This window comes from Caulobacter sp. GW821-FHT11E11 (genome assembly GCF_058808315.1).
On the sequence record NZ_JBXARO010000003.1, the window covers coordinates 161,182 to 181,186 of the forward strand.

Here is a 20,005-nt window from a genome sequence, read left to right on the forward strand (position 1 = left end):
CAACGGCGTCTCAAGCCGACAACGCCTGCGACCGCCGCGTCTCTCCGTGCGGCAGGCGTCCTATCAGGGGTAAGTCACATGGACTTCAAGACCACGCTGCTCGCGGGCGGCGCTCTTCTGGCATTCGCCGCGCCCGCCATGGCGCAAGAGGCCAAGACGGCCAACGCGACCGAGGTCGACCAGGTGGTCATCACCGGCTCGTACACGATCAACAACCGTATCGACACCGCGACCGGCCTGGGCCTGACCCTGCGCGAGACGCCGCAGTCGGTGACCGTGATCACCGCCCAGCGCATCCTCGACCAGAACCTGCGCACGGTCGCCGACATCGTCACCAACACGGTCGGCGTCGCCGCCAACCAGGTCGACGACGTGCGCAACACGTTCAATGCGCGTGGCTTCGAGATCAAGAACTACCAGATCGACAGCGTCCCGACCGCCTGGACCCTGGCCGGCGGCGCCGGCGAGACCATCGCCGACGTGTCGATCTATGAGCGCGTCGAGATCGTGCGCGGCGCCACCGGCCTGATGACCGGCGCGGGCGACCCGTCGGCCTCGATCAACCTGGTCCGCAAGCACGCGACCAGCAGCGAGCTGACCGGCTACGTCAACGCCAGCGTCGGCAGCTGGAACAACCGCCAGGTCCAGGCCGACGTCGCCGGCCCGCTGACCGCCAGCGGCAAGATCCGCGGCCGCGCTGTGGCCAAGTACGAGAAGACCGAGAACTTCATCGACTGGTACAAGAACGAGAAGTCGGTGCTGTACGGGGTCGTCGACGCCGATCTGGACGACGCCACCCTGCTGCGCGTCGGCGCCAGCCAGCAGAAGGGCGCGCCGAACGCGCCGGCCTGGGGCGCTCTGCCCACCTTCTATAGCGACGGCAGCGTCGCCATCTGGCCGCGCACCAAGACCGCCTCGGCCAAGTGGAGCTACTGGGACAGCACCAACCAGAACGTCTTCGCCAACCTGCAGCACCAGTTCGGCAACGGCTGGTCGCTGAGCGTCAACTACAACTGGATCCGCAACGCCCAGAGCACCGAGCTGCTCTACATGTCAGGCCTGATCGACAAGACGACCGGGACCTGGCAGTGGGCGCCCTATCCCTACAAGGACCGTGGCGAGAGCATCCAGAACAGCATCGATGTCCAGCTGAAGGGCGATTACACCCTGTTCGGCCGCGAACATGAGCTGGTGCTGGGCGCGCTGGGCAGCAAGCAGCACCTGACCACCGACACCTTCGCGGCCACCGCCGCGGCCTCGACGGCGGGCAGCTTCTTCAACTGGACGGCCATCCCGCACCCGACCTTCTCGACGACCGCGTCGCCGACGGTCGACCAGCGCATCAAGCAGAGCGGCTACTATGTCGCCACCCGCCTGAACGTCACCGACGAATTCAAGGTCATCGGCGGCGCGCGCCTGTCCAGCTGGCGCCAGAAGGGCTTCAACTACGGGACCTTCGACTTCGGCGACGACAACGTGTTCGTCCCGTACCTGGGCGCTCTGTATGACCTGACGCCGAACCATCGCCTGTACGCCAGCTACACCGAGATCTTCCAGCCGCAGAACGCCCAGGATTTCCGGGGCGACTATCTGAAGCCGATCACCGGTGAGAGCCTGGAAGGCGGTCTGAAGAGCGCCTTCTTTGACGACAAGCTGCAGACCTCGGTGGCGGTGTTCCGCATCGTCCAGGACAACCTGGCCCAGACCGACCCGGACCTGACGCACATCATCCCGGGCTCGTCTCCGCCGACCCGCGCCTCGATCGCCGCCAAGGGCGCGACCAGCAAGGGCTTCGAGCTGGAAGTCATCGGCAAGCCGCTGGACAACTGGAACATCTCGCTGGGCTACAGCCAGTTCCAGATGCGCGACGTCAACGACGTGAAGGTCAACACCGCCTTCCCGCGCAAGCTGTTCAAGCTGTTCACGACCTACCAGCTGCCGGGCGCGCTCAGCGGCCTGACGGTGGGCGGCGGCGTCAACTGGCAGAGCGAGGCCTATTCGGCCTCGACCAACCCGGTCACCAACGCGCCGTTCAGCTTCGCGCAGAAGTCCTACGCCCTGGTCAGCCTGATGGCCCGCTACGAGATCAACGCGCAGCTGTCGGTCCAGGCCAATATCGAGAACCTGACGGACAAGACCTACTACGCGCAGACCGGCTTCTACAGCCAGTACCGCTATGGCGAGCCGCGCAACTACACGGTCGCCCTGAAGTACGCGTTCTAAGATGGCTTGCGCCCGCTTCCTTCTGGAGGCGGGCGCTTCCTCTTGCCACCCACCCCGCATCGGGCTCACATCGCGCCGGTGCAGTGTTGGGGGCGGGTTTGACGGAAGCCTTGATCGTTCGCGGGTTGAACAAGACGTTCGCCAAGCCCGCGGTGTCCGACCTCGACCTGACGGTCCATGCCGGCGAGCTCTACGCCCTGCTGGGTCCCAACGGCGCGGGCAAGACCACCACCCTGCGCATGGTCGCCGGCCTGACCCAGCCCGACAGCGGCGCGGTCGAGATCTTCGGCGTCGACGCCCGCAAGGACCCCTCCGGCGCCAAGGCGTTGCTGGCGTGGGCCCCCGACGAGGCGATGATCTACGACAAGCTGACGCCGCTTGAGTACCTCGAGTTCGTCGCCGGCCTCTGGAACATCGAGCCGCGCGCCGCCAAGGCCAAGGCCGAAGAGCTGCTCGCCACCCTGGGCCTGGCCGACGAGGCCCGCCGCCGCTGCGAGGGCTTCTCGCGCGGCATGAAGCAGAAGGTCGCCCTGGCCGGCGCCCTGATCCACGATCCCAAGCTGCTGATCCTGGACGAGCCGCTGACGGGCCTGGACGCCGCCGCCGCGCGCCTGGTCAAGGACATGCTGCAGGCCCGCGTGGACGCCGGCGGCACGGTGATCCTGACCACCCACATTCTGGAAGTCGCCGAGCGCATGGCCGACCGCATCGGCATCATCGCCGGCGGCCGGCTGATGGCCGAGGGCACGCTGGACGAGCTGCGCGCCAAGGCCGGCGAGGCCAGCGGCCGCACGCTGGAAGACGTCTTCCTGCAGCTGACGACCGCCGAGGCGGCCCCTGAGAGGGTTGGGGCGTGAGCCTGCCGTTCAAGCCCGCCAGCACGCCCTGGCTGCTGGCCCACGAGTTGCGCCTGACATGGCGCGGCTTCAAGGCCGGCCGCAAGGGCGGCGTCGGGGCCTGGATCGCCTTCGCCGTGCTGGGCTGCATGATCCTGATCGGCGGGATCTTCCTGGGACTGGCCGTCCGGGACCACGAGGTCCCGATCGTCCCGCTGGCGGTGGTCATCGCCGACCTCGTGCTGGCGGTGATCCTGACCCTGATGCTGTCGACCACCCTGGCGGCCTCGGCGGACGCGCTCTACGAGCGCAACGACCTCGACCTGCTGTTCTCCTCGCCCCTGGCGCCGCGCAAGGTGCTGTTCGTCCGGGCGTTGGGCCTGGCGGTCAATGCGGGGCTCTGGTTCTTGGCTCCGGCGGTGCTGCTGCTGACGCCGGCCATCGTGCTGGGCCACTGGGCCTGGGCGAGCGTGTTCGTGGTGCTGAGCGCCGCCGCCCTGGGCGCATCCGGGATCGGCCTGCTGTTGGCCATGGCGCTGTTTGCTTTGATTGGCCCGCGCCGCACGCGCACCGTGGCCCAGGTGATGGCGGCCGTGATCGGCGCGGCCTTCTTCCTCGCGTCGCAGTACCGCAACCTGATGGGCGAGCAGCGCAGCGAAAGCCTGTTCGCCCGCATCGCCCTGGACGTCAACGAAGGCAAGGTCGTCCTGCCGCCGTTCGCCGACTGGCCCTTGCGCGCGGCGCTCGGCCAGCCGATCCCGCTGCTGGCAGTCGTCGCGCTCGGGGCGGGGATCTTCCTGTTCGCCGCCCAGGTGCTGGGCCGTCGCTTCGCCGACGCGGCCGCCGCCACCCAAGGCGCCGAGACCCGCAAGGCCGCCAAGGGGCCGACCCGCGCCTTCGCCGCCGGCGCGTTCCGAGCCACGGTCCGCAAGGAGCTGCGCCTGGTCAGCCGTGACGCGGCCCTGCTGTCGCAGGTGCTGCTGCGGGTGCTGTACATGCTGCCGCTGGCCTTCCTGCTGGCCCGCAACGCCGCGCACCTGCCGGCCTGGGCTCTGGCCGGTCCCGCCGCCGCCGTGACCTTCCTGGCGGGCCAGGTGACCGGCAGCCTGATCTGGATCACGGTCTCGGCCGAGGACACCCCCGACCTGCTGGCCATCTCGCCCACGCCGATGAGCGTGCTGCGCCGGGCCAAGCTGGCGGCGGCCCTGATCCCGGTGGCGGTGCTGCTGGCCGTCCCGATCGCCGCCCTGGCCTGGTTCGCGCCGCTGGCGGCGCTGTGGACCGCGATCGGCGCGGGCCTGACGGCCTGGAGCTCGGGCCTGATCGGCATCTGGCATCAGAAGCCCGGCAAGCGCGCCGACTTCCGCCGCCGTCGCGCGGGCTCGTTCCTGGCGGCCTTGGCCGAACTGCTGATCGCCTTCCTGGTCGGCGGCGCGACCGCCCTGGCCGTGGCCGGCTGGTACGTCTGGGCGCTGCTGCCGCTGATCGTGGCGGGAGCGGTGATGATGGCGCTGCGGCGGACGGACGAGCAGATCGGCGCGGCGTTGAGGGCGGCGAGCGCGTGATAGCCGAAAGTGGACGCCGGTTTCTGCGGCCATCACGCGCCAAGAAAGCCTAGGCCTCCAGCAGCGCCCGGATCCGGCACACCACCCCGTCCGGCTGGAAGTCGATCGCCGCCGAGCCCGACAGTTCCGCCGCCAGGCCACGTTCGATCAGGCGCGAGCCGAAGCCGCGCTCGGTCGGCGGCTTGACCGGCGGCCCGCCGCGTTCGGTCCAGGTCAGGTCCAGCCGCGCCGCGCCGGGCTCGGGCGCCAGGCCCCAGACGACCCGAATACGGCCCTCGGCCGTCGACAGCGCCCCGTACTTCATGGCGTTGGTGGCCAGCTCGTGCAGGGCCATCGACAGCGACAGGGCCGTCTTGGGCGACAGGCGGATGGACGGGCCCGACAGCTCGAAACGGGCATGGCCGCCGTGCAGGTCGGCCAGGCGCGCGGTGACGTCGTGCAGCTCGGCGCCTTCCCAGTTCTCGCGCGTCAGCAGGTCGTGGGCCTCGGCCAGGGCGACGATGCGGCTGGAGAAGGCTTCTTGCGCCTGGGGCAGGGCGCGCTCGCCGGTGAAGCTCTGAGCGGCGATGGCCTGGATGGTGGCCAGGCTGTTCTTTACGCGGTGGTTCAGCTCGTTGACCAGCAGGCGCAGATGCAGCTCGGCGCGCTTGCGGTCGGTGATGTTGACCACGGCCCCGACGAAGCGGTGGGCCTTGTCGTCGTCGCCGAAGAACACCTTGCCCTTCACGTACAGCCAGCGCTCGACATGGTCGTCGCGGCCGATGGCCCGGAACTCGATCGAATAGTCGGCGCGGACCGTCGGGTCGCGGGCCAGGCTCATGGCCTCCTGCACGCGCGCCTGGTCGCCGGGATGCACGCGAGCCAGGAAGGTCCCGGGATCGATCGCTTCGCCGGGCTTGATGCCGAACATGCCGTAGCAGCGGTCGGACCAGACCACCGTTTCCGTGTCGATGTCGAAGTCCCAGGTGCCGACGTCGGCCGCATCGATGGCCAGGCGCAGGGTCTCTTCCTGGCGCAGCAGTTGGTCGATCACCTCGCGCCGCTCGGTCACATCCGAGACCACGCCGACGAACCGCACGACCTTGTCGCCGTCCAGGAACGCCCGCCCGAAGGTCTCGACCCAGCGCAGGGCGCCGTCGTCGCCGCGATGGATGCGGTACTCCATGTTGATCGCGCCGGTCCCGCCCGGGGCGGTCGCGGCGGCCACGGCGGCGCGGACAGCCGGCAGGTCCTCGGGATGCAGCAGTCTGTCGAAGGTCTCCTGCGAGGGTTCCTCGTCCGGCGTCAGGCCGAAGATGCTGCGCGCGCGCGCGTCCCAGAACCGCTGGCCCAGCACCGGCTTGTGGTCCCAGCGGCCCATGCCGGCGGCCTGGGCGGCGAGGTCGAGGTCCAGGCGCGCGGCGGCCAGGTCGGCCTCGACGGCCTTGCGTTCGGTGATGTCGACGATGACGCCGGTGTTGCGATGCGGCTGGCCGTCGTCGTCCAGATAGGCGCAGCCGCGGGTATAGACCCAGCGGATGGAGCCGTCGGACTGCACCAGCCGGTATTCCGCGGAGAAGTCGCCGCCGGTCTGGGCGGCCTTGACGGCGATGTCGCGGACGCGGTCCCGGTCCTCCGGATGGACGGCGGGGGTGTAGCTCTGGGCCGGCAGGCCGGCCTCGGCATATTCGGGGGCGACATTGTGCAGCTCGGCGTAGCGGGCGTCGGCATAGACCTTGTTGGCCTTGATGTCCCACTCCCAGGCCCCGACCACGCCGGCGACCTCGCGAGCCATGGCGTATCGCTCCTGGGTGGCGCGCAGGGTCTGCTCGGCGGCGACGGACGTGGAGACCTCGACGGCGGTGACCAGCACGCCGCCGATCCCGTTGGCGGCGGTCGCGTCCGGCACGGGGCTGTAGCTGACGGTGAAGTAGCCGGTCTCGACGTCGCCGCCCCTGCGCACGCGCAGCGGCAACCGCTCGAAGGCGAAGCCGCCGCTGACACCGCCCAGGATGTCCTCGTGCAACGACCGGATCGAGGCCTGGAAGTCCGGCGAGGTGTTCTTGAACAGTACGCCCAGGGCCTGGGGGTGATGTTCGCGCAGGGCCGGCGCGTAGGCGTCGTTGTAGATCAGGACCAGCTCGGGCCCCCAGCGCAGGGCCATGGGAAAGTTGGTCGCCAGGATCATGTCGACGGCCATGCGCAGGGCCGGTGACCAGGCGTCGATCGGACCCAGCGGCGTAGGGGACCAGTCGAAGGCCTTGACGCGAGCAGCCATCTCGCCGCCCGCGATGCGTGTCAGTACAGGCGTGGCGGGTTGCTTGCCCTCGCCCATCGCTTTCGGTCCCCCATCCGATCGGCTGACCGGCCCGTCGTTAAGGTGACCTCATAGACGAGGCGGACACAAGCTTCGCTGTAGCGAAAGGACGCAGGAAAAGAAAAGGGGCGACTTTCGCCGCCCCTTTATACAACCCTTTGTTTTATTTCCGCTTAGTCGATGGGCGACCAGCGCTTTTCGGCCGGAGCGGCCGGGCGCTTGGGCCCGCGGAACTCGTTCCGGGGAGCGCCGGCCTTCTGGCCCTGACCTTGACCCTGGCCCTGGCGCTTCTGGCCTTGGCCATGGGCCTTCTGTCCGCCCTCGGAACGACCGCCGCCACCGCCGCCATTGCGGTTGCGGGGACGCTTGCGACGCAGCTCGGACGGCACGTCGTTGCGCGGGTCGGCCTTGCGCGGGTCGACGTACTTTTCCGGCGGGGCCAGCTTGTCGGCGACGGCCGCGGCGGCCGCGAGGTTCTTGTCGTTGCGGCGATCGAAGGTCGGGATCACCTGGCGGGTGGCCTTCTGGATGTCCTTCAGCAGGTTACGCTCGTCATCGGCGCAGAAGCTGATGGCGATGCCGTCCTTGCCCTTGCGGGCGGTGCGGCCGATCCGGTGGACATAGGCCTCCGGCACGTTGGGCAGCTCGTAGTTGATGACGTGGCTGACGTCGTTGACGTCGATGCCGCGCGCGGCGATGTCGGTCGCCACCAGGGCCCGCATCTCGCCGGCCTTGAAGGCGGCCAGGGCGCGCTCACGCTGGCCTTGAGTCTTGTCGCCGTGGATCGAGGCGGCCTCGATGCCGGCGGCGTTCAGGTACTTGGCCACCCGGTCGGCGCCGCGCTTGGTGCGGGTGAAGACGATCGAGCGCGAGAAGTTGCTGTCGGCGAACAGCTCGGCCAGCAGCGGACGCTTGCGTTGCGCCTCGATGAACAGGACGCGCTGGTCGATGCGTTCGACGGTGGTCGCCTGCGGCGCCACCGAGACCTGCACCGGATCCTTCAGCAGTTCACCGGCCAGCTTGCCGATTTCCGTCGGCATGGTGGCCGAGAAGAACAGGTTCTGGCGGTTCTTGGTCAGCTGGCTGGCGATCTTGCGGATCGGCACCACGAAGCCCAGGTCCAGCATCTGGTCGGCTTCGTCGAGCACGAAGATCTCGGTGCCCGAGACGATGGCCGACTTCTCGGCCATGTGGTCCATCAGGCGACCCGGCGTGGCGACCAGAACGTCGATGCCGCCGGCCAGGGCCTTCATCTGCGGGCCGTACTTCACGCCGCCGTAGATCGTATGGACCGACAGGCCCATGTGAACGGCGTAGGCCTTGAAGTTCTCGGCGATCTGGGTGGCCAGTTCGCGGGTCGGAGAGAGGACCAGGCAGCGGAAGCCGCGGCGCGGAGCCGGCTTACGGTCTTCGGCCAGGCGCTGCAGGATCGGCAGGGCGAAGGCGGCGGTCTTGCCGGTGCCCGTCTGGGCGATGCCCAGCAGGTCCTTGCCTTGCAGGATGACCGGAATGGCCTGGGCCTGGATCGGCGTCGGCTCCTTGTAGCCCTTCTCGGCAAGGGCCTTCAGCAGCGGCTTGGCCAGGCCAAGGTCGGAAAATTGCGTCACGTGTGTTTGTCTTAATCATGCGCCGAATGCAGCCCATGCGTCCTCGCACGGCTGGCCCCTCGGCTAGTCGGTCGGGGAGCGCCCCGCGTGCACGGGCTCTCTAATGAGAAGCTCTTCAGGGCGCTCGACAGGCTGGTCCCAAAAGGACCCTCACGCGGCTGGAGCACCGATAGCGCCGAGTAAGGCGCAGGGCTCATATCTTATGTTGCGGTGCAAAAGTCAAGGAACGCCTCGCCGCGACCCCTTGCCACCCTTGGCTCGCCGCGCCAAACCGCACTCCATGACCAAGCCGATCGTCCTCGTCGCCGCCGCCGCCCTGATCGATGTCGACGGGCGGGTGCTGATCTGCCAGCGGCCGCAAGGCAAGCAACTGGCGGGCCTGTGGGAGTTTCCGGGCGGCAAGGTCGAGCCTGGCGAGACGCCGGAACAGTGCCTGATCCGCGAGCTGCAGGAAGAGCTTGGCATCACCGTCGCCCAGGCCTGCCTCGCGCCGTTCGTTTTCGCGTCCCACAGTTACGAGTCTTTTCACCTCCTGATGCCACTCTACCTGCTGCGTCGGTGGGACGGCCAAGTGACGCGCAAGGAGCATGAGGCGCTGGCATGGGTGAAGCCCGACAAGCTGACGGACTATCCGATGCCCCCCGCGGACGAGCCGCTGGTCGCCTGGCTGCGCGATCTGCTCTGAGCCGCTTCTGGCGCGACGACAGCGGCGCGACCGCCGTCGAGATCGGCGTGATCACATGCCTGATCACCGTCATCCTGATCACCGCCCTGACGACCCTCGGGGGCAACTTCAAGGCCGCCTTCACCAAGACCGCGAACGCGATCGGCAGCTGATCGTTACGGCGTAGGCTTGTCGCCCGCCGACTCTTCCGTCGTTCCCAACGCATCCGCCAGCCGCATCTTGGCCGAGCCCGGCCGCAGCGGCTTCTGCTGGCTGTCGTGCGGCGCCCAGCCGGTGACCGAGACGATCTCGAAGGTCGCCGGGACCTTGCCGTCGGCCTCGGCGAAACGCTCGACATAAAGTTCCATCGCCCGGAACAGCACCTTGCGGCCCAGCGGCTTGCGCGAGCGGTCCAGCAGCACGCTGGTCTCGCCCATGCGACGCAGGTCGTGCAGCAGCTTGATCGGATGGCTGTAGCGGACCTTCACACGATCCACGTCGGCGACGGGCAGGGCGAACCCGGCCCGCTGCAGCAGGCCCGCCGCGTCGATCGCGTCGGCGAACGGCGAGACGCGCATGGACGCGCCGTCCGACAGCTCGGCCTCGGCGGCCAGCAGGCACTGGCGCAGCTCGGTCAGGGTGGCGCCGCCGAAGATCGCGCCGACGAACAGGCCGTCCGGACGCAGGGCGCGGCGGATCTGGATCAGCGCGCCGACCAGGTCATTGGTCCAGTGCAGCGACAGGGTCGAGGTCACCAGGTCCAGGGTGTTGTCGCCGAACGGCAGGCGTTCCTCGTCGGCGACGACGCGGAGGGTGTCGCGGCCTTGAAGCATGCGCCCGGAGAGGTCAGCCTCGATCAGGGTGTCGATGTTGGCGAGGGCGTCACTCTCGCTCAAGGCTTTGAAAAAATGGCCGTTTCTCGCGCCGAGGTCGACGGCGACCGGAAAGCGTCGCAGGATCGTCTCCAGCCGCATGACCACGTCCTGGGACGCGCGGGCTTTCAGGAAATCGGCGGACGCGAACGCGGGCGAGGCGCGGTCGAGGCGGGCGCGATGCAGGGCGCGGTCGAAGAGCAGGGGGGAGGCGGTCATTGCGGGCGGAACATGGCGATTTCAGACCGTTCTGGAAAGGTGTCGGGCGCTCGGTGCTCGATCTCTTGCTGCCGCCGTCCAGTCTGGATGGCGAGGCGGCGCTGAGCGGCGGCCTGTCAGCCTCGGCGTTTTCGAAGGTCACCTTCCTTGACGATCCGGTCTGTGACGGCTGCGGCCTGGCCATGGCCTATGCCGAGATGGCGCAGGAACGCTGCCCTAGCTGCCTGGCCAAGCCCAAGGCCTTCCAGCGCTGCCGGGCGGCCTGCATCTATGACGAACACTCGCGCGACCTGGTGCTGAAGCTGAAGCACGCCGACCAGCCCGAGTTGGCGCGGCTGTTCGCCCACTGGCTGTCGCGGGCGGCGGTCGACCTGCTGGCCAATGCCGACGCCGTGGTCCCCGTGCCCGTCCACCGCTCGCGGATGTTCAGCCGCCGCTACAACCAGGCGGCCGAGATCGCCCGGCCCCTGGCGCGAATGGCGAAGCTGGCCTATCTGCCCGACGCTCTGGTCCGCAAGCGCGATACCGCCAGCCAGGGCGGCAAGTCGGCCACGGGCCGGCGTCGCAACGTGGCCGCCGCCTTCGTCGTCCCCGAAACGAGGCGGGTCCGGATTGAAGGCCGGCGGATCGTTCTCATTGATGACGTGTTGACCACAGGCGCCACGGCCGAAGGTTGCGCGCGAGCACTTCTGGCGGCCGGGGCGGCGGATGTGACGTTATCCTTCGTCGCCCGCGTTACAGAAATGCAAGCGCGTCCTATATGAAGACGCAGGACTCAAGGTTTCTTACGCTTATGGCTCACGTCACCATCTACACCCGCCCGTTCTGCGGCTATTGCGCCCGCGCCCTCGCCCTGCTGGACGAGAAGGGCGCCGACTTCACCGAGGTCGAGGCCGGCATGGATCCCAACCTGCGTCAGGAAATGATGCAGCGCTCGGGCCGCACGACCTTCCCGCAGATCTTCGTGGGCGAGCAGCACATCGGCGGCTGCGACGACATGATGGCCCTCGAACGCGAAGGCAAGCTGGACGCTCTTCTCTCTGCATGAGCCAGTCCGCGCCTCTACGAGTCGGTCTGATCCAGACACGCACGCCCGCGACCCACGCGGCGGCGCTGGCCCATGTCGCGCCGCTGGTGCGCGAGGCGATCGCGGGCGGGGCGCAATTCGTGCTGACGCCCGAATGCACCAACGTCCTGCAGAAGGACCGCGCCAAGCTGCTGCCGACCCTGACGGCGCTGGAAGACGATCCCGTCGTCAATGGTCTGCGCGAGATCGCGACCGAGACGGGGACCTGGATCGACATCGGCTCGGCCCTGGTGCGGCGCGAGGATGGCAAGGCGGCAAACCGCCAGGCCGTGATCGATCCGACCGGCAAGATCGTGGCGACCTACGACAAGCTGCACATGTTCGACGTCGACCTGCCCACCGGCGAGACCGCGCGGGAATCGGCGACCTATACGCCGGGCGAGGCGGCGGTCGTGGTCGACACGCCCTTGGCCAAGTTCGGCCTGACCATCTGCTACGACATGCGTTTCCCCGCGCTTCATCGCGCCCTGGCCCTGGCCGGCGCGACGGTGCTGACGGCCCCGGCGGCCTTCACCCGTCCGACTGGCGAGGCGCACTGGGACGTGTTGCTGCGGGCCCGCGCCATCGAGACCGGTTCGTTCGTGATCGCGGCGGCGCAAGGCGGCTTCCACGAGGACGGCCGTGGCACCTGGGGTCGCTCGATCGTGATCGGCCCGTGGGGCGAGATCCTCGGCAAGCTTGACCACGACGAGCCCGGCGTGCTGTTGGCCGACCTCGACCTGCCCGCCGCCGACAAGGCGCGGGCGGCGATCCCGGTCCTCAAGAACGCCCGGCCTTTCGTCGGTCCCTGAAAGTCCTCATCTTAGTTTCATGATCAAGTACGCGCTCCAGTGCGACGCGGCCCACGAATTCGAGGGCTGGTTCGGCTCGTCGGCGGACTATGACGACCAGGCCCAGCGGGGCCTTGTCGAATGTCCGCTGTGCGGCTCGCACGGCGTCTCCAAGCAGATCATGGCCCCGGCCGTCGCGGGCACGAAGGCCCAGCGCGCGGCGCCGGCGGTTGATCCCAAGATGCGTGAGATGATGATGACCGCCATGGGCGAGGTCCGCCGGCACGTCGAGGACAATTTCGACTATGTCGGCGACGCCTTCGCCAAGGAGGCCCGCGCCATCCACGAAGGCAAGTCCGAAGACCGCGGCATCTATGGCGAGGCTTCGCCGACCGAGGTCAAGGCCCTGGTCGAGGACGGGGTGAAGGTCGCGGCGCTGCCGCCGGCCGCGCCAAAGAAGACGGACGTGAACTAGATCGCCGCCAGGGTCGCGCTGGAGTTCTGAACGTCCTGTTCGTCCGGCCACGACGTGCGTCGCGGCAGGCCCGGCGTCAGGAAGATGATCGGCAGCTTGAAGGCCAGCAGTTCGCCGTGGACCAGTCCGTCGACGGCGCGCTCCCACCAGTTGGCCTGGCGTCGGTGATGGTCGCGCAGCCAGCCGTCATAGGGTGCCCAATGGCTGGGTTCGTCCTGTTCGATGACGCGAAAGATCTTGGTGAGCATGCCATCCTCGCGGATCGCAGTATTCCGCAGCAGGGTCTCGACCTGGCGATGGCCGCGCTTTTCCGTCAAGGAGATGACGCGGCAGAGGCGCTCGAAGAGATCGTCGCGACCGATCAGCTCCACCGGCAGGTCATCGATCGGCGATCCGAACATGAGCTCGACGAAGCGGTCGATGTGGCCAACGGCGCGGTCCAGGTCCAGCGGCATCGCGCCACGGCGTTCGAACCACCGCCGGAACATCAGGTAGTGCTTGTGCTCGTCGGCGCGGTGGCTTTCCACCAGATCGATCAGCGCCTGATCGTTGGGCCAACTCAGGCGGATCGCGCTCAGCATGCGATCGATGGCGGTATAGCCGCGATGTTCGTTGTAGATGTAGATTGAGCAGAGCACGTCGAGAAACCGACGTCTGAACGCGTTGCCCACCTGGCCGCCTCGCAAGCGTCCGGTTGACCTGTCATTGCGGCGGCCACCCCGAACCTTGACCATAACGGTCGTGTACGGCCCTTGTTCCAGATGAGGGGCAAAGCAAAAGGGCGCCGGATTCACATCCGACGCCCCTTGGCTTTGATGAAGCGCTAACGATTACCGATAGCGGTACTCGTAGTGGCACTTCTTCTTGCCCTTGCCGATCTCGTGACCGGCGACGGCGCCGACCGCGCCGCCCAGCAGGGCGCCTTCGGTCTTGTTGCCACGGCCGGCGACGGTGTTGCCCAGCAGGGCGCCGCCGAGGCCGCCGATGATGGCGCCGTTCTTGGCCTTGGACTTCTTACAGACCAGGACGCGTTCGCGACGCTGTTGGGCGTCGGCGGCGGTGACGGCCACGCTGCTGACGGTGAAACCGACAACGGTGGCCAGGACGATGGTCTTCAGGCGGGCGCGCATGGCGGGCTCTCCGATAGTGTTCTTGGTTTAGATCCCTCGAGGCATAAACGCCCAAGCTGGCGGCCGGTTGCCAGAAAGTCGGCTACCTGCCACGAGCCAGCTTGGCTGGCTCGCTTCTTGGCAAGGCGGCCTTCTTATCCGATCACGATGAACATCGTGATCGGGAAGGCCTTCCAGCTTGGGTCTTATGGTCAGGATTAGCCGTCGACGCGGTAGCGACCGTCGGCGTCCGGGCAGACGCGGACATAACGCTGCTCGACGCGGCCGTTGTACTCGGCCGGGGCCGGGGCCAGACGGCAGCGTTCGCTGGCGGCGGCGTAGCGGCCGTCGCTGTAGCGATAGGGCTGGGTCTGCTCGTAGCTGTAGTAGTTGCCGCGCGTGTCGCACTTGGCCGAGGCGTTGCCGACGGCCGCGCCGACGCCAGCGCCGACCAGGGCGCCGAGGACGGTGCCTTCCGGACGTGCGTTGCGGGCGGCGACGTTCGAGCCCAGGGCCGCGCCGGCCAGGGCGCCGATCACGCCGCCGACGGTGGCGTTCTTCTTGGCGTCCTGGCGACAGTCGCTCGGGTAGGAGACGCTGGCGCTGGTGTCGATGCTGTAGGCGCCGGCATAGGGCGCGTTGTAGCGGCTGGCCTCGCCAGGATAACGGCGGTCATAGGCGCCCGAGCCACGACGGCGGTCATAGTCGTCGCGCGCGCTCAGATAACGCGAGCGGTCGCGTTCCCACTGGTCGCGGTCGGCGCTGGAGCCCGACGTGTAGCTGACGCCTTCGGTGCGGAAGCGGTCGGCCTCGCGCGGGTTGCGGCGGTCGTAGGCGCCTTGGCCGTTGCGGCGGTCATAGTCGTAGCGGGCGCGCTCGTAGGTGGCGCGCGACCGCTCGAACTCCGCCTGCTCGGCATAGTAGGCGGCGCTGTCGCGGTACTGGGCGACGCGATAGCGCTCGGCATAGCTGGGGTTGCGGCGGTCATAAGCGCCGCGGCCGTAACGACGGTCATAGTCGTCGCGGGTGCGCACATAGTTGGCGCGGTCGCGCTCGTACGCTTCCTGGCGGTCCTGATACTCGGCCACCTTGTCGTAGTAGTTGGCGCGCTGGTTGTCGTAGTTCTGCAGGCTGCGCTGATAAGCCGAATCCTGCGCGAAGGCCGGGGCGATCGCGCCACAGGCCACGGTGGCGGCCAGGATGGCGGCCAAGGTCTTATGAGTCATAGGGTTGTCTCCGTTCCCACTCGAACGGATCGACGGCCACCCCCGACAGGGTCGCCAATCCGGGTTCATGTCCCGGGGAGGAAAAGCCCGCCTGCCATCGAGGTTCCCGAACCTCTGCCGTTTCAACCCCTGGTGACGGTCATCATGTAGTTGATGTCGACATCGGTTGAGCGGCTCCAGCGGCCCGTCAGCGGATTGTAGGCGACGCCGAACGGCCCCTGCATCTCGACCGGCTCGCCGGCCAGGAAGGCGCGCAGCTCTTCGGGTTTGAGGAACTGCTTCCACTCGTGCGTGCCCGGCGGCACCCAGCGCAGGATGTATTCCGCGCCGATCTTGGCGAGCGCGAGCGCCTTCAGCGTGCGGTTCAGGGTGGCGACGATCATCAGCCCGCCGGGCTTGAGCAGTTTGGAGCAGGTGCGCAGGAACTCGCCCGGATCGGCGACGTGCTCGATGACCTCCATGGTCAGCACCACGTCGAACGGTCCCGCGCCCTCGGCCAGCAGCTGCTCGGCGGTGGCGGGGCGGTAGCCGATCGCCAGGCCCTGCTCGGCCGCGTGGGTCGCGGCGGTCTTGATGTTCTTTTCCGAGGCGTCGACAGCGGTGACGGTAAAGCCGAGGCGCGCCATCGGCTCGCTGAGCAGCCCGCCGCCGCAGCCGATGTCGAGCAGGGTGAGGCCCTCGAACGGCGCGCGCACCGTCCCGTCGCGCTCGAACCGCGCCAGGGCCTCTTCCCGGATGAAGGCCAGGCGGCAGGGATTGAACACGTGCAGCGGCGCGAACTTGCCCTTGGGGTCCCACCACTCGGCGGCGATGGCCGAGAACCGCGCCACGTCGGCGGGGTCGATGCTCCAGGAGGGGGGGGCGGCGCTCTGAGTCATGGCCCTTCCTCTACCACGCGGAGTTTTTCGCGCCACGATCGGAGAAAAAAGACAGCTGCGCGACATTGCCGTTGCGCCGTCCGGTCGCTAGAAGGCCCGAGCTTGCGCGAGGGGGAGCGATCCGGCCGCGCGGGCGCAAGAAATAACCAAGTGTCGAGGTATCTGGGACGTGTCACGTCTGGTGATGAAGTTCGGCGGCACGTCGGTGGCCGATCTGGAGCGCATCCGCCGTGTGGCGCGCCTGGTCGCCGCCGAGGTGGCGACCGGCAAGCAGGTAGCGGTGGTCGTCTCGGCCATGTCGGGCAAGACCAACGAACTGGTCGCCTGGACCGACGGCGCCGGTCGCGCTGCGCAAGGTCTTCCGGAATCGGACGACGAGTACGACGCCATCGTCGCCTCGGGCGAACAGGTCACGGCCGGCCTGCTGGCCATGACCCTGCGCAACATGGGTCACAAGGCCCGCTCGTTCCTGGGTTGGCAGGTGCCGATCCTCACGAACGAGGCCCACGGCAGCGCCCGCATCGAGGACATTCCGCCGGAAAACCTCGAAGCCTGTTTCGCGGACGGCGAGATCGCCGTCATCGCCGGCTTCCAGGGCGTGACGACCAACCAGCGCATCACCACCCTGGGCCGTGGCGGCTCGGACACCAGCGCCGTGGCCATCGCCGCGGCGGTGAAGGGCGCGTGCGACATCTATACGGACGTGGACGGGGTCTACACCACCGACCCGCGGATCGAGAGCAAGGCCAAGCGCCTGGCCAAGATCAGCTACGAAGAGATGCTTGAAATGGCCTCGCTGGGGGCCAAGGTGCTGCAGACCCGCTCGGTCGAGATGGCCATGGCCCATCGCGTCCCGGTGCGGGTGCTGTCGAGTTTCGTCGAACCGGGCGAAGCCCCGGGCCAAGGTACGATCGTCTGCGACGAGGAAGAAATCATGGAAAAGCGCATCGTCTCGGGCGTCGCCTACAGCCGCGACGAAGCCAAGATCACCCTGCTGGGCCTGCCCGATCACCCGGGCGTGTCCTCGCAGATCTTCGGCCGCCTCGCCGACGCCAACGTCAACGTCGACATGATCGTGCAGTCGCGCGCCCGCAGCGCCGACACCGCCAACATGGAGTTCACGGTCGGCAAGCGTGACGCCGCCCGCGCCGTCGAGATCGTCCGCGCCGCCCAGAAGGAAATCGGCTTCGAGGACGTCGCCGTCGACGAGGACGTCTCCAAGGTGTCGGTCATCGGCGTGGGCATGCGCAGCCACGCCGGCGTCGCCCAATCGATGTTCCAGGCCCTGGCCGAGAAGAACATCAACATCCAGGTCATCTCGACCTCGGAGATCAAGATCTCGGTCCTGATCGACGCGGCCTACACCGAGCTGGCCGTGCGCGCGCTGCACGCCGTCTACGGCCTGGACCAGCTGTAAGGCCTATAGGCGGAGCGCGATCGCGCTCCGCCGTTGCCGAAACGTCGTGTTCTGACGTTAAGAAGGCGCTGCAGCCTCCGAGAATCCCATGCCCGACGTCTTCAAGTTCGATCCCGACGCCAAGACCGTCACCTTCCACGGCGACGCCGGCCTGGACCTGCTCTACGACCTGCTGCTGCGCGCCAAGTTCGGCGACGGCTACGAGAAGCCGCTGCTGATCAGCCCGTGGCTGGCGGCGCTGCTGAACCAGCTAGACCAGGCCCTGCCGGACGATGGCCAGTGGTTCCCGGAAAAGCCCGGCCAGCCGATCTTCGACACCGACGACCTGCTGGCCATGGGCGACGCGGTCATCGAGGAAGGTCACACCGTCGGCTGGTGGACCATGACGGAAGCGGAAAAGCGCGCCTATCTGCGCAATGTCGTCGCCGCTCCGCACCCGCTGACCGATCTGGAGGTCGAGTTCATCGAGACCGACATCGACGCGGCCCTCGAACAGGCCCGCCGCCTGGTCGCCGACGCCGACGAGCCCCTGGCTCTGCCGGGGCACGGCTGATCCCGCTATAGTGAGGGCATGGGTCACGACCTGACCGCCCCCGCCGAACTGTCGTTCCGCCGCTACGGCGAGGACGCGCCGCCGCACGCCCATGCCTTCGACCAGATCGTGCTGCCGCGCCGGGGCGTGCTGGAGATGGAGATCGACGGCAAGGGCGGGCGCGTGGATCCCGGCCGCGCGGCGGTGGTGCCGCCCGGAACCCGCCACGCCTTCGCCGCCTCCGGCGAGAACCTGTTCGTGGTCGCCGACATCGGCGGGGCGCTGATGAAGCCGTTCGAATGCCTGCGCGAGCGGCCGTTCGCCCCGGTCACCGGCGCGGTGCGCGGCCTCTTGGAATATCTGGCCGGCGAGGCGCCCGGCGCGATCGAGACTGGTGTCGCCAGTCTGTGGACGCCGCTGCTGCTGCGCGGCCTGTCGGCGGCGCCGATAGGCGTCGACCCGCGCCTGGCCCGCGCCGCCGCCCTGATCGAGGCCCGCTTCGACCAACCTCTGACGGTTCGCGATATGGCCAACGAGGCCGGCATGAGCCAGAGCCGGTTCTTCGCGCGGTTCGCCGACGCCTATGGGACGACGCCGCACGGGGCGCTGTCGGATGCCCGCCTGCGCGCGGCCCAGCGGCTGCTGTCCGATACCAGCCTGTCGATCGCCGAGATCGCGGTGCGCACGGGGCACGGGGATCAGAGCGGGCTGACCAAGCGGATGAAGGCCAGCCTGGGCGTCACCCCTGGCGCCTGGCGGCGATCCTAAGCCTCAGTTGGCATAGGCGGCGCGGATGAGGCCGGTGCTGGCGGTCTCGTTGGCGCTGTCGGTCACCTGGCAGATCCAGCCCGACAGGCGCGGCGGGCCGCCGAATGAACCGAGCCAGCGGAACTGCGTCACGTCGCTGTTCGGGTCTGTCGCCTCGATATCGCTCGAACCCGAGGTGCGCACCCATTGATAGGTGTAGGGGCCGATGCCGCCGCTGACACTGACCGTGACGGGGTCCGACCAGTTGTCGTCATCCAGGCCGACGATCGACGGCGAGGCGCTGGCGGAAAGCGTGCGCGCTTGGGCGGCGGTAGCGACCATCAGCGCGCCGACGCCAAGGCCGGCGGCACTGAACATCAATTCACGACGAGACTTCATAGAACCCTCCTGCAATTTGCCCAGGGTTGTATTTCGTCATCGCTCTACCTGAGAGTCAACCCTTGGGAGCACTCGCCAAATCCGCGGGAGCTTTCGCCAAGCCGGCGCTAGAGCGAGCTGCTAACCCAGCCCCATGAGCACCTCCCGCAATCTCCTCCTCGGCCTGCTGTGCGGGCTGGTCGCCGGCGCGTTCTGGGGCGGGGTGTTCCTGGCGCCAAAGCTGCTGGCCGCCTTCACGCCGCTGCAGATGACGGCCGGGCGCTACATCGCCTACGGCCTGGCCTCGGCGGTGCTGCTGGTCCCGACCTGGAAGGCCGTGATGCGCAAGATGGACGGCCGCGACTGGCGCGATCTGGTCCTGCTGAGCCTGTTGGGCAACCTGATCTACTATGTCGGCCTGTCGGTGTCGGTGCAGAGTTCGGGCGTAGCCCTGGCCTCGCTGGTTATCGGCCTGCTGCCGGTGACGGTGACCCTGGTGGGCGCCAGGCCGGGGGAGGGCGTGCAACTGCGCCAGCTGGCCGCGCCACTGGCGCTGATCGTCGCCGGCGGGGTCTGCATCAATGTCTCGGTGTTCACCGACGGCCAGGGCGTCGGGATCGGCAAGCAAGTCGTCGGCTTGCTGGGCGCGCTCTTGGCCCTGGCGGTCTGGACCGTCTACGCCGTCTGGAACGCTCGCCGCCTGGCCGCGACGCCGAAGTTCACCAGCCACGAGTGGTCGCTGCTGACGGGCCTGGCCACGGGCCTGCTGTCGCTGCTGCTGGTCGTCCCGGCCTTCATGATGGCCGGTGAGGCCCACGCTTCGGCGGACTGGCGCTGGTTCTGGCTGGTCAGTTTCGCGGTGGCGATCGGGGCTTCGGTGATCGGCAACGGCCTGTGGAACTCGGCCAGCCGGCTGTTGCCGCTGAGCCTGTCCGGCCAGTTGATCGTGTTCGAGACCCTGTTCGCCCTGCTGTACGGCTTCGCGCACGATGGCCGCTGGCCGCGCGGGCTGGAGACCGCCGCGATCGTGCTGATGCTGGTCGGCGTGCTGTGGTCGGTGCGGCTGCACCGGCCGGCCAAAGAGGCCCTCGTGGCCGGCTGAAA

Annotated in this window: 21 protein-coding genes; 13 read left to right on the forward strand and 8 right to left on the reverse strand. The window is 68.4% G+C overall.

The features are described 5' to 3' along the window. Positions 1-78: 78 nt before the first annotated feature. The 3 genes from AC1RR5_RS08050 (at position 79) to AC1RR5_RS08060 (ending at position 4,624) form a co-directional block, all read left to right on the forward strand. Positions 79-2,223, forward strand: coding sequence for a TonB-dependent siderophore receptor (locus AC1RR5_RS08050; protein ID WP_492920753.1), 2,145 nt, complete (start codon positions 79-81; stop codon positions 2,221-2,223). 86 nt (positions 2,224-2,309) lie between these two features. Further along, positions 2,310-3,080, forward strand: coding sequence for an ABC transporter ATP-binding protein (locus AC1RR5_RS08055; RefSeq protein ID WP_492920755.1), 771 nt, complete (start codon positions 2,310-2,312; stop codon positions 3,078-3,080). Then, the gene (locus tag AC1RR5_RS08060) at positions 3,077-4,624 is read left to right on the forward strand and encodes a hypothetical protein (protein WP_492920757.1); all 1,548 of its coding nucleotides are present in this window, start codon (positions 3,077-3,079) and stop codon (positions 4,622-4,624) included. The genes AC1RR5_RS08055 and AC1RR5_RS08060 overlap by 4 nt, the downstream gene beginning before the upstream one ends. Positions 4,625-4,673: 49 nt before the next feature. On the opposite strand, the gene AC1RR5_RS08065 is transcribed toward AC1RR5_RS08060, so the two are convergent. Both AC1RR5_RS08065 and AC1RR5_RS08070 read right to left on the reverse strand, forming a co-directional pair. Next, positions 4,674-6,881: a PAS domain-containing protein gene (locus tag AC1RR5_RS08065; RefSeq protein WP_492920758.1), complete on the reverse strand. Its 2,208-nt coding sequence runs from the start codon at positions 6,879-6,881 to the stop codon at positions 4,674-4,676. Between the two features lie 212 nt (positions 6,882-7,093). Then, a complete protein-coding gene (locus AC1RR5_RS08070) occupies positions 7,094-8,527 on the reverse strand; it encodes a DEAD/DEAH box helicase (RefSeq protein WP_492920760.1) in 1,434 nt (477 codons plus the stop codon). A 280-nt stretch (positions 8,528-8,807) separates the two neighbouring features. Between AC1RR5_RS08070 and mutT the strand changes: the two genes are divergently transcribed. After that, positions 8,808-9,212 (forward strand): 8-oxo-dGTP diphosphatase MutT, encoded by a 405-nt coding sequence (gene mutT, locus AC1RR5_RS08075; protein ID WP_492920761.1) that lies wholly within the window; start codon positions 8,808-8,810, stop codon positions 9,210-9,212. Then, positions 9,128-9,364, forward strand: coding sequence for a Flp family type IVb pilin (locus AC1RR5_RS08080; RefSeq protein ID WP_492920762.1), 237 nt, complete (start codon positions 9,128-9,130; stop codon positions 9,362-9,364). The genes mutT and AC1RR5_RS08080 overlap by 85 nt, the downstream gene beginning before the upstream one ends. Positions 9,365-9,367: 3 nt before the next feature. Here the strand turns inward: AC1RR5_RS08080 and AC1RR5_RS08085 are convergent, their stop codons facing one another. Then, a complete protein-coding gene (locus AC1RR5_RS08085; RefSeq protein ID WP_492920764.1) occupies positions 9,368-10,282 on the reverse strand; it encodes a methyltransferase domain-containing protein in 915 nt (304 codons plus the stop codon). On the opposite strand from AC1RR5_RS08085, the gene AC1RR5_RS08090 reads away from it, so the two are divergent. From AC1RR5_RS08090 to AC1RR5_RS08105, 4 genes are read left to right on the forward strand one after another with little or no spacing between them, the layout of a single operon-like run. Beyond that, complete coding sequence (locus tag AC1RR5_RS08090; RefSeq protein ID WP_492920765.1) at positions 10,282-11,046, forward strand: ComF family protein; 765 nt, start codon at positions 10,282-10,284, stop codon at positions 11,044-11,046. The genes AC1RR5_RS08085 and AC1RR5_RS08090 overlap by 1 nt on opposite strands. Positions 11,047-11,075: 29 nt before the next feature. Further along, entirely contained in the window at positions 11,076-11,330 is a 255-nt protein-coding gene (gene grxC / locus AC1RR5_RS08095) for a glutaredoxin 3 (protein WP_492920767.1), read from the forward strand. Continuing rightward, positions 11,327-12,160, forward strand: a complete 834-nt coding sequence (locus tag AC1RR5_RS08100; RefSeq protein ID WP_492920768.1) for a carbon-nitrogen hydrolase family protein — start codon at positions 11,327-11,329, stop codon at positions 12,158-12,160. Before grxC ends, AC1RR5_RS08100 begins: the two co-directional genes overlap by 4 nt. 19 nt (positions 12,161-12,179) lie before the next feature. Then, on the forward strand, positions 12,180-12,614 hold the full coding sequence (locus AC1RR5_RS08105; protein WP_492920769.1) for a DUF1178 family protein: 435 nt from the start codon (positions 12,180-12,182) through the stop codon (positions 12,612-12,614). Here the strand turns inward: AC1RR5_RS08105 and AC1RR5_RS08110 are convergent. The 4 genes from AC1RR5_RS08110 to ubiG all read right to left on the reverse strand — a co-directional run bounded on the left by AC1RR5_RS08110 (position 12,611) and on the right by ubiG (position 15,827). After that, positions 12,611-13,348: a ferritin-like domain-containing protein gene (locus tag AC1RR5_RS08110; RefSeq protein ID WP_492920770.1), complete on the reverse strand. Its 738-nt coding sequence runs from the start codon at positions 13,346-13,348 to the stop codon at positions 12,611-12,613. The two genes, AC1RR5_RS08105 and AC1RR5_RS08110, sit on opposite strands and share 4 nt — an antisense overlap. A 96-nt stretch (positions 13,349-13,444) precedes the next feature. Further along, the gene (locus tag AC1RR5_RS08115) at positions 13,445-13,744 is read right to left on the reverse strand and encodes a glycine zipper 2TM domain-containing protein (protein ID WP_492920772.1); all 300 of its coding nucleotides are present in this window, start codon (positions 13,742-13,744) and stop codon (positions 13,445-13,447) included. A gap of 197 nt (positions 13,745-13,941) precedes the next feature. Beyond that, on the reverse strand, positions 13,942-14,949 hold the full coding sequence (locus tag AC1RR5_RS08120) for a YMGG-like glycine zipper-containing protein (protein WP_492920774.1): 1,008 nt from the start codon (positions 14,947-14,949) through the stop codon (positions 13,942-13,944). Between the two features lie 122 nt (positions 14,950-15,071). Continuing rightward, entirely contained in the window at positions 15,072-15,827 is a 756-nt protein-coding gene (ubiG, locus tag AC1RR5_RS08125) for a bifunctional 2-polyprenyl-6-hydroxyphenol methylase/3-demethylubiquinol 3-O-methyltransferase UbiG (protein ID WP_492920776.1), read from the reverse strand. A 169-nt stretch (positions 15,828-15,996) separates the two neighbouring features. Between ubiG and AC1RR5_RS08130 the strand changes: the two genes are divergently transcribed. The 3 genes from AC1RR5_RS08130 (at position 15,997) to AC1RR5_RS08140 (ending at position 18,544) form a co-directional block, all read left to right on the forward strand. Next, entirely contained in the window at positions 15,997-17,244 is a 1,248-nt protein-coding gene (locus AC1RR5_RS08130; protein WP_492920778.1) for an aspartate kinase, read from the forward strand. Between the two features lie 88 nt (positions 17,245-17,332). Continuing rightward, positions 17,333-17,797 (forward strand): hypothetical protein, encoded by a 465-nt coding sequence (locus AC1RR5_RS08135; protein ID WP_492920780.1) that lies wholly within the window; start codon positions 17,333-17,335, stop codon positions 17,795-17,797. Between the two features lie 18 nt (positions 17,798-17,815). Beyond that, positions 17,816-18,544, forward strand: a complete 729-nt coding sequence (locus AC1RR5_RS08140; RefSeq protein WP_492920781.1) for a helix-turn-helix domain-containing protein — start codon at positions 17,816-17,818, stop codon at positions 18,542-18,544. A gap of 3 nt (positions 18,545-18,547) precedes the next feature. On the opposite strand, the gene AC1RR5_RS08145 is transcribed toward AC1RR5_RS08140, so the two are convergent. Beyond that, positions 18,548-18,922, reverse strand: a complete 375-nt coding sequence (locus tag AC1RR5_RS08145) for a SprB repeat-containing protein (RefSeq protein WP_492920782.1) — start codon at positions 18,920-18,922, stop codon at positions 18,548-18,550. A 133-nt stretch (positions 18,923-19,055) separates the two neighbouring features. Here AC1RR5_RS08145 and AC1RR5_RS08150 point away from each other — a divergent pair, with 133 nt between their 5' ends. Beyond that, positions 19,056-20,003: a DMT family transporter gene (locus AC1RR5_RS08150; protein WP_492920784.1), complete on the forward strand. Its 948-nt coding sequence runs from the start codon at positions 19,056-19,058 to the stop codon at positions 20,001-20,003. Positions 20,004-20,005: the final 2 nt, after the last annotated feature.

Excerpts from the sequence above, each read along its gene's own strand:
- AC1RR5_RS08100 (WP_492920768.1), top strand. The coding sequence starts at position 11,327 with ATGAGCCAGTCCGCGCCTCTACGAGTCGGTCTGATCCAGACACGCACG.
- AC1RR5_RS08120 (WP_492920774.1), bottom strand. The coding sequence starts at position 14,949 with ATGACTCATAAGACCTTGGCCGCCATCCTGGCCGCCACCGTGGCCTGT.
- AC1RR5_RS08080 (WP_492920762.1), top strand. The coding sequence starts at position 9,128 with ATGGGTGAAGCCCGACAAGCTGACGGACTATCCGATGCCCCCCGCGGA.
- AC1RR5_RS08150 (WP_492920784.1), top strand. The coding sequence starts at position 19,056 with ATGAGCACCTCCCGCAATCTCCTCCTCGGCCTGCTGTGCGGGCTGGTC.
- AC1RR5_RS08085 (WP_492920764.1), bottom strand. The coding sequence starts at position 10,282 with ATGACCGCCTCCCCCCTGCTCTTCGACCGCGCCCTGCATCGCGCCCGC.
- AC1RR5_RS08105 (WP_492920769.1), top strand. The coding sequence starts at position 12,180 with ATGATCAAGTACGCGCTCCAGTGCGACGCGGCCCACGAATTCGAGGGC.
- AC1RR5_RS08110 (WP_492920770.1), bottom strand. The coding sequence starts at position 13,348 with ATGGTCAAGGTTCGGGGTGGCCGCCGCAATGACAGGTCAACCGGACGC.
- mutT (WP_492920761.1), top strand. The coding sequence starts at position 8,808 with ATGACCAAGCCGATCGTCCTCGTCGCCGCCGCCGCCCTGATCGATGTC.
- AC1RR5_RS08135 (WP_492920780.1), top strand. The coding sequence starts at position 17,333 with ATGCCCGACGTCTTCAAGTTCGATCCCGACGCCAAGACCGTCACCTTC.
- AC1RR5_RS08145 (WP_492920782.1), bottom strand. The coding sequence starts at position 18,922 with ATGAAGTCTCGTCGTGAATTGATGTTCAGTGCCGCCGGCCTTGGCGTC.
- AC1RR5_RS08115 (WP_492920772.1), bottom strand. The coding sequence starts at position 13,744 with ATGCGCGCCCGCCTGAAGACCATCGTCCTGGCCACCGTTGTCGGTTTC.
- AC1RR5_RS08140 (WP_492920781.1), top strand. The coding sequence starts at position 17,816 with ATGGGTCACGACCTGACCGCCCCCGCCGAACTGTCGTTCCGCCGCTAC.
- AC1RR5_RS08065 (WP_492920758.1), bottom strand. The coding sequence starts at position 6,881 with ATGGCTGCTCGCGTCAAGGCCTTCGACTGGTCCCCTACGCCGCTGGGT.
- AC1RR5_RS08050 (WP_492920753.1), top strand. The coding sequence starts at position 79 with ATGGACTTCAAGACCACGCTGCTCGCGGGCGGCGCTCTTCTGGCATTC.
- ubiG (WP_492920776.1), bottom strand. The coding sequence starts at position 15,827 with ATGACTCAGAGCGCCGCCCCCCCCTCCTGGAGCATCGACCCCGCCGAC.
- grxC (WP_492920767.1), top strand. The coding sequence starts at position 11,076 with ATGGCTCACGTCACCATCTACACCCGCCCGTTCTGCGGCTATTGCGCC.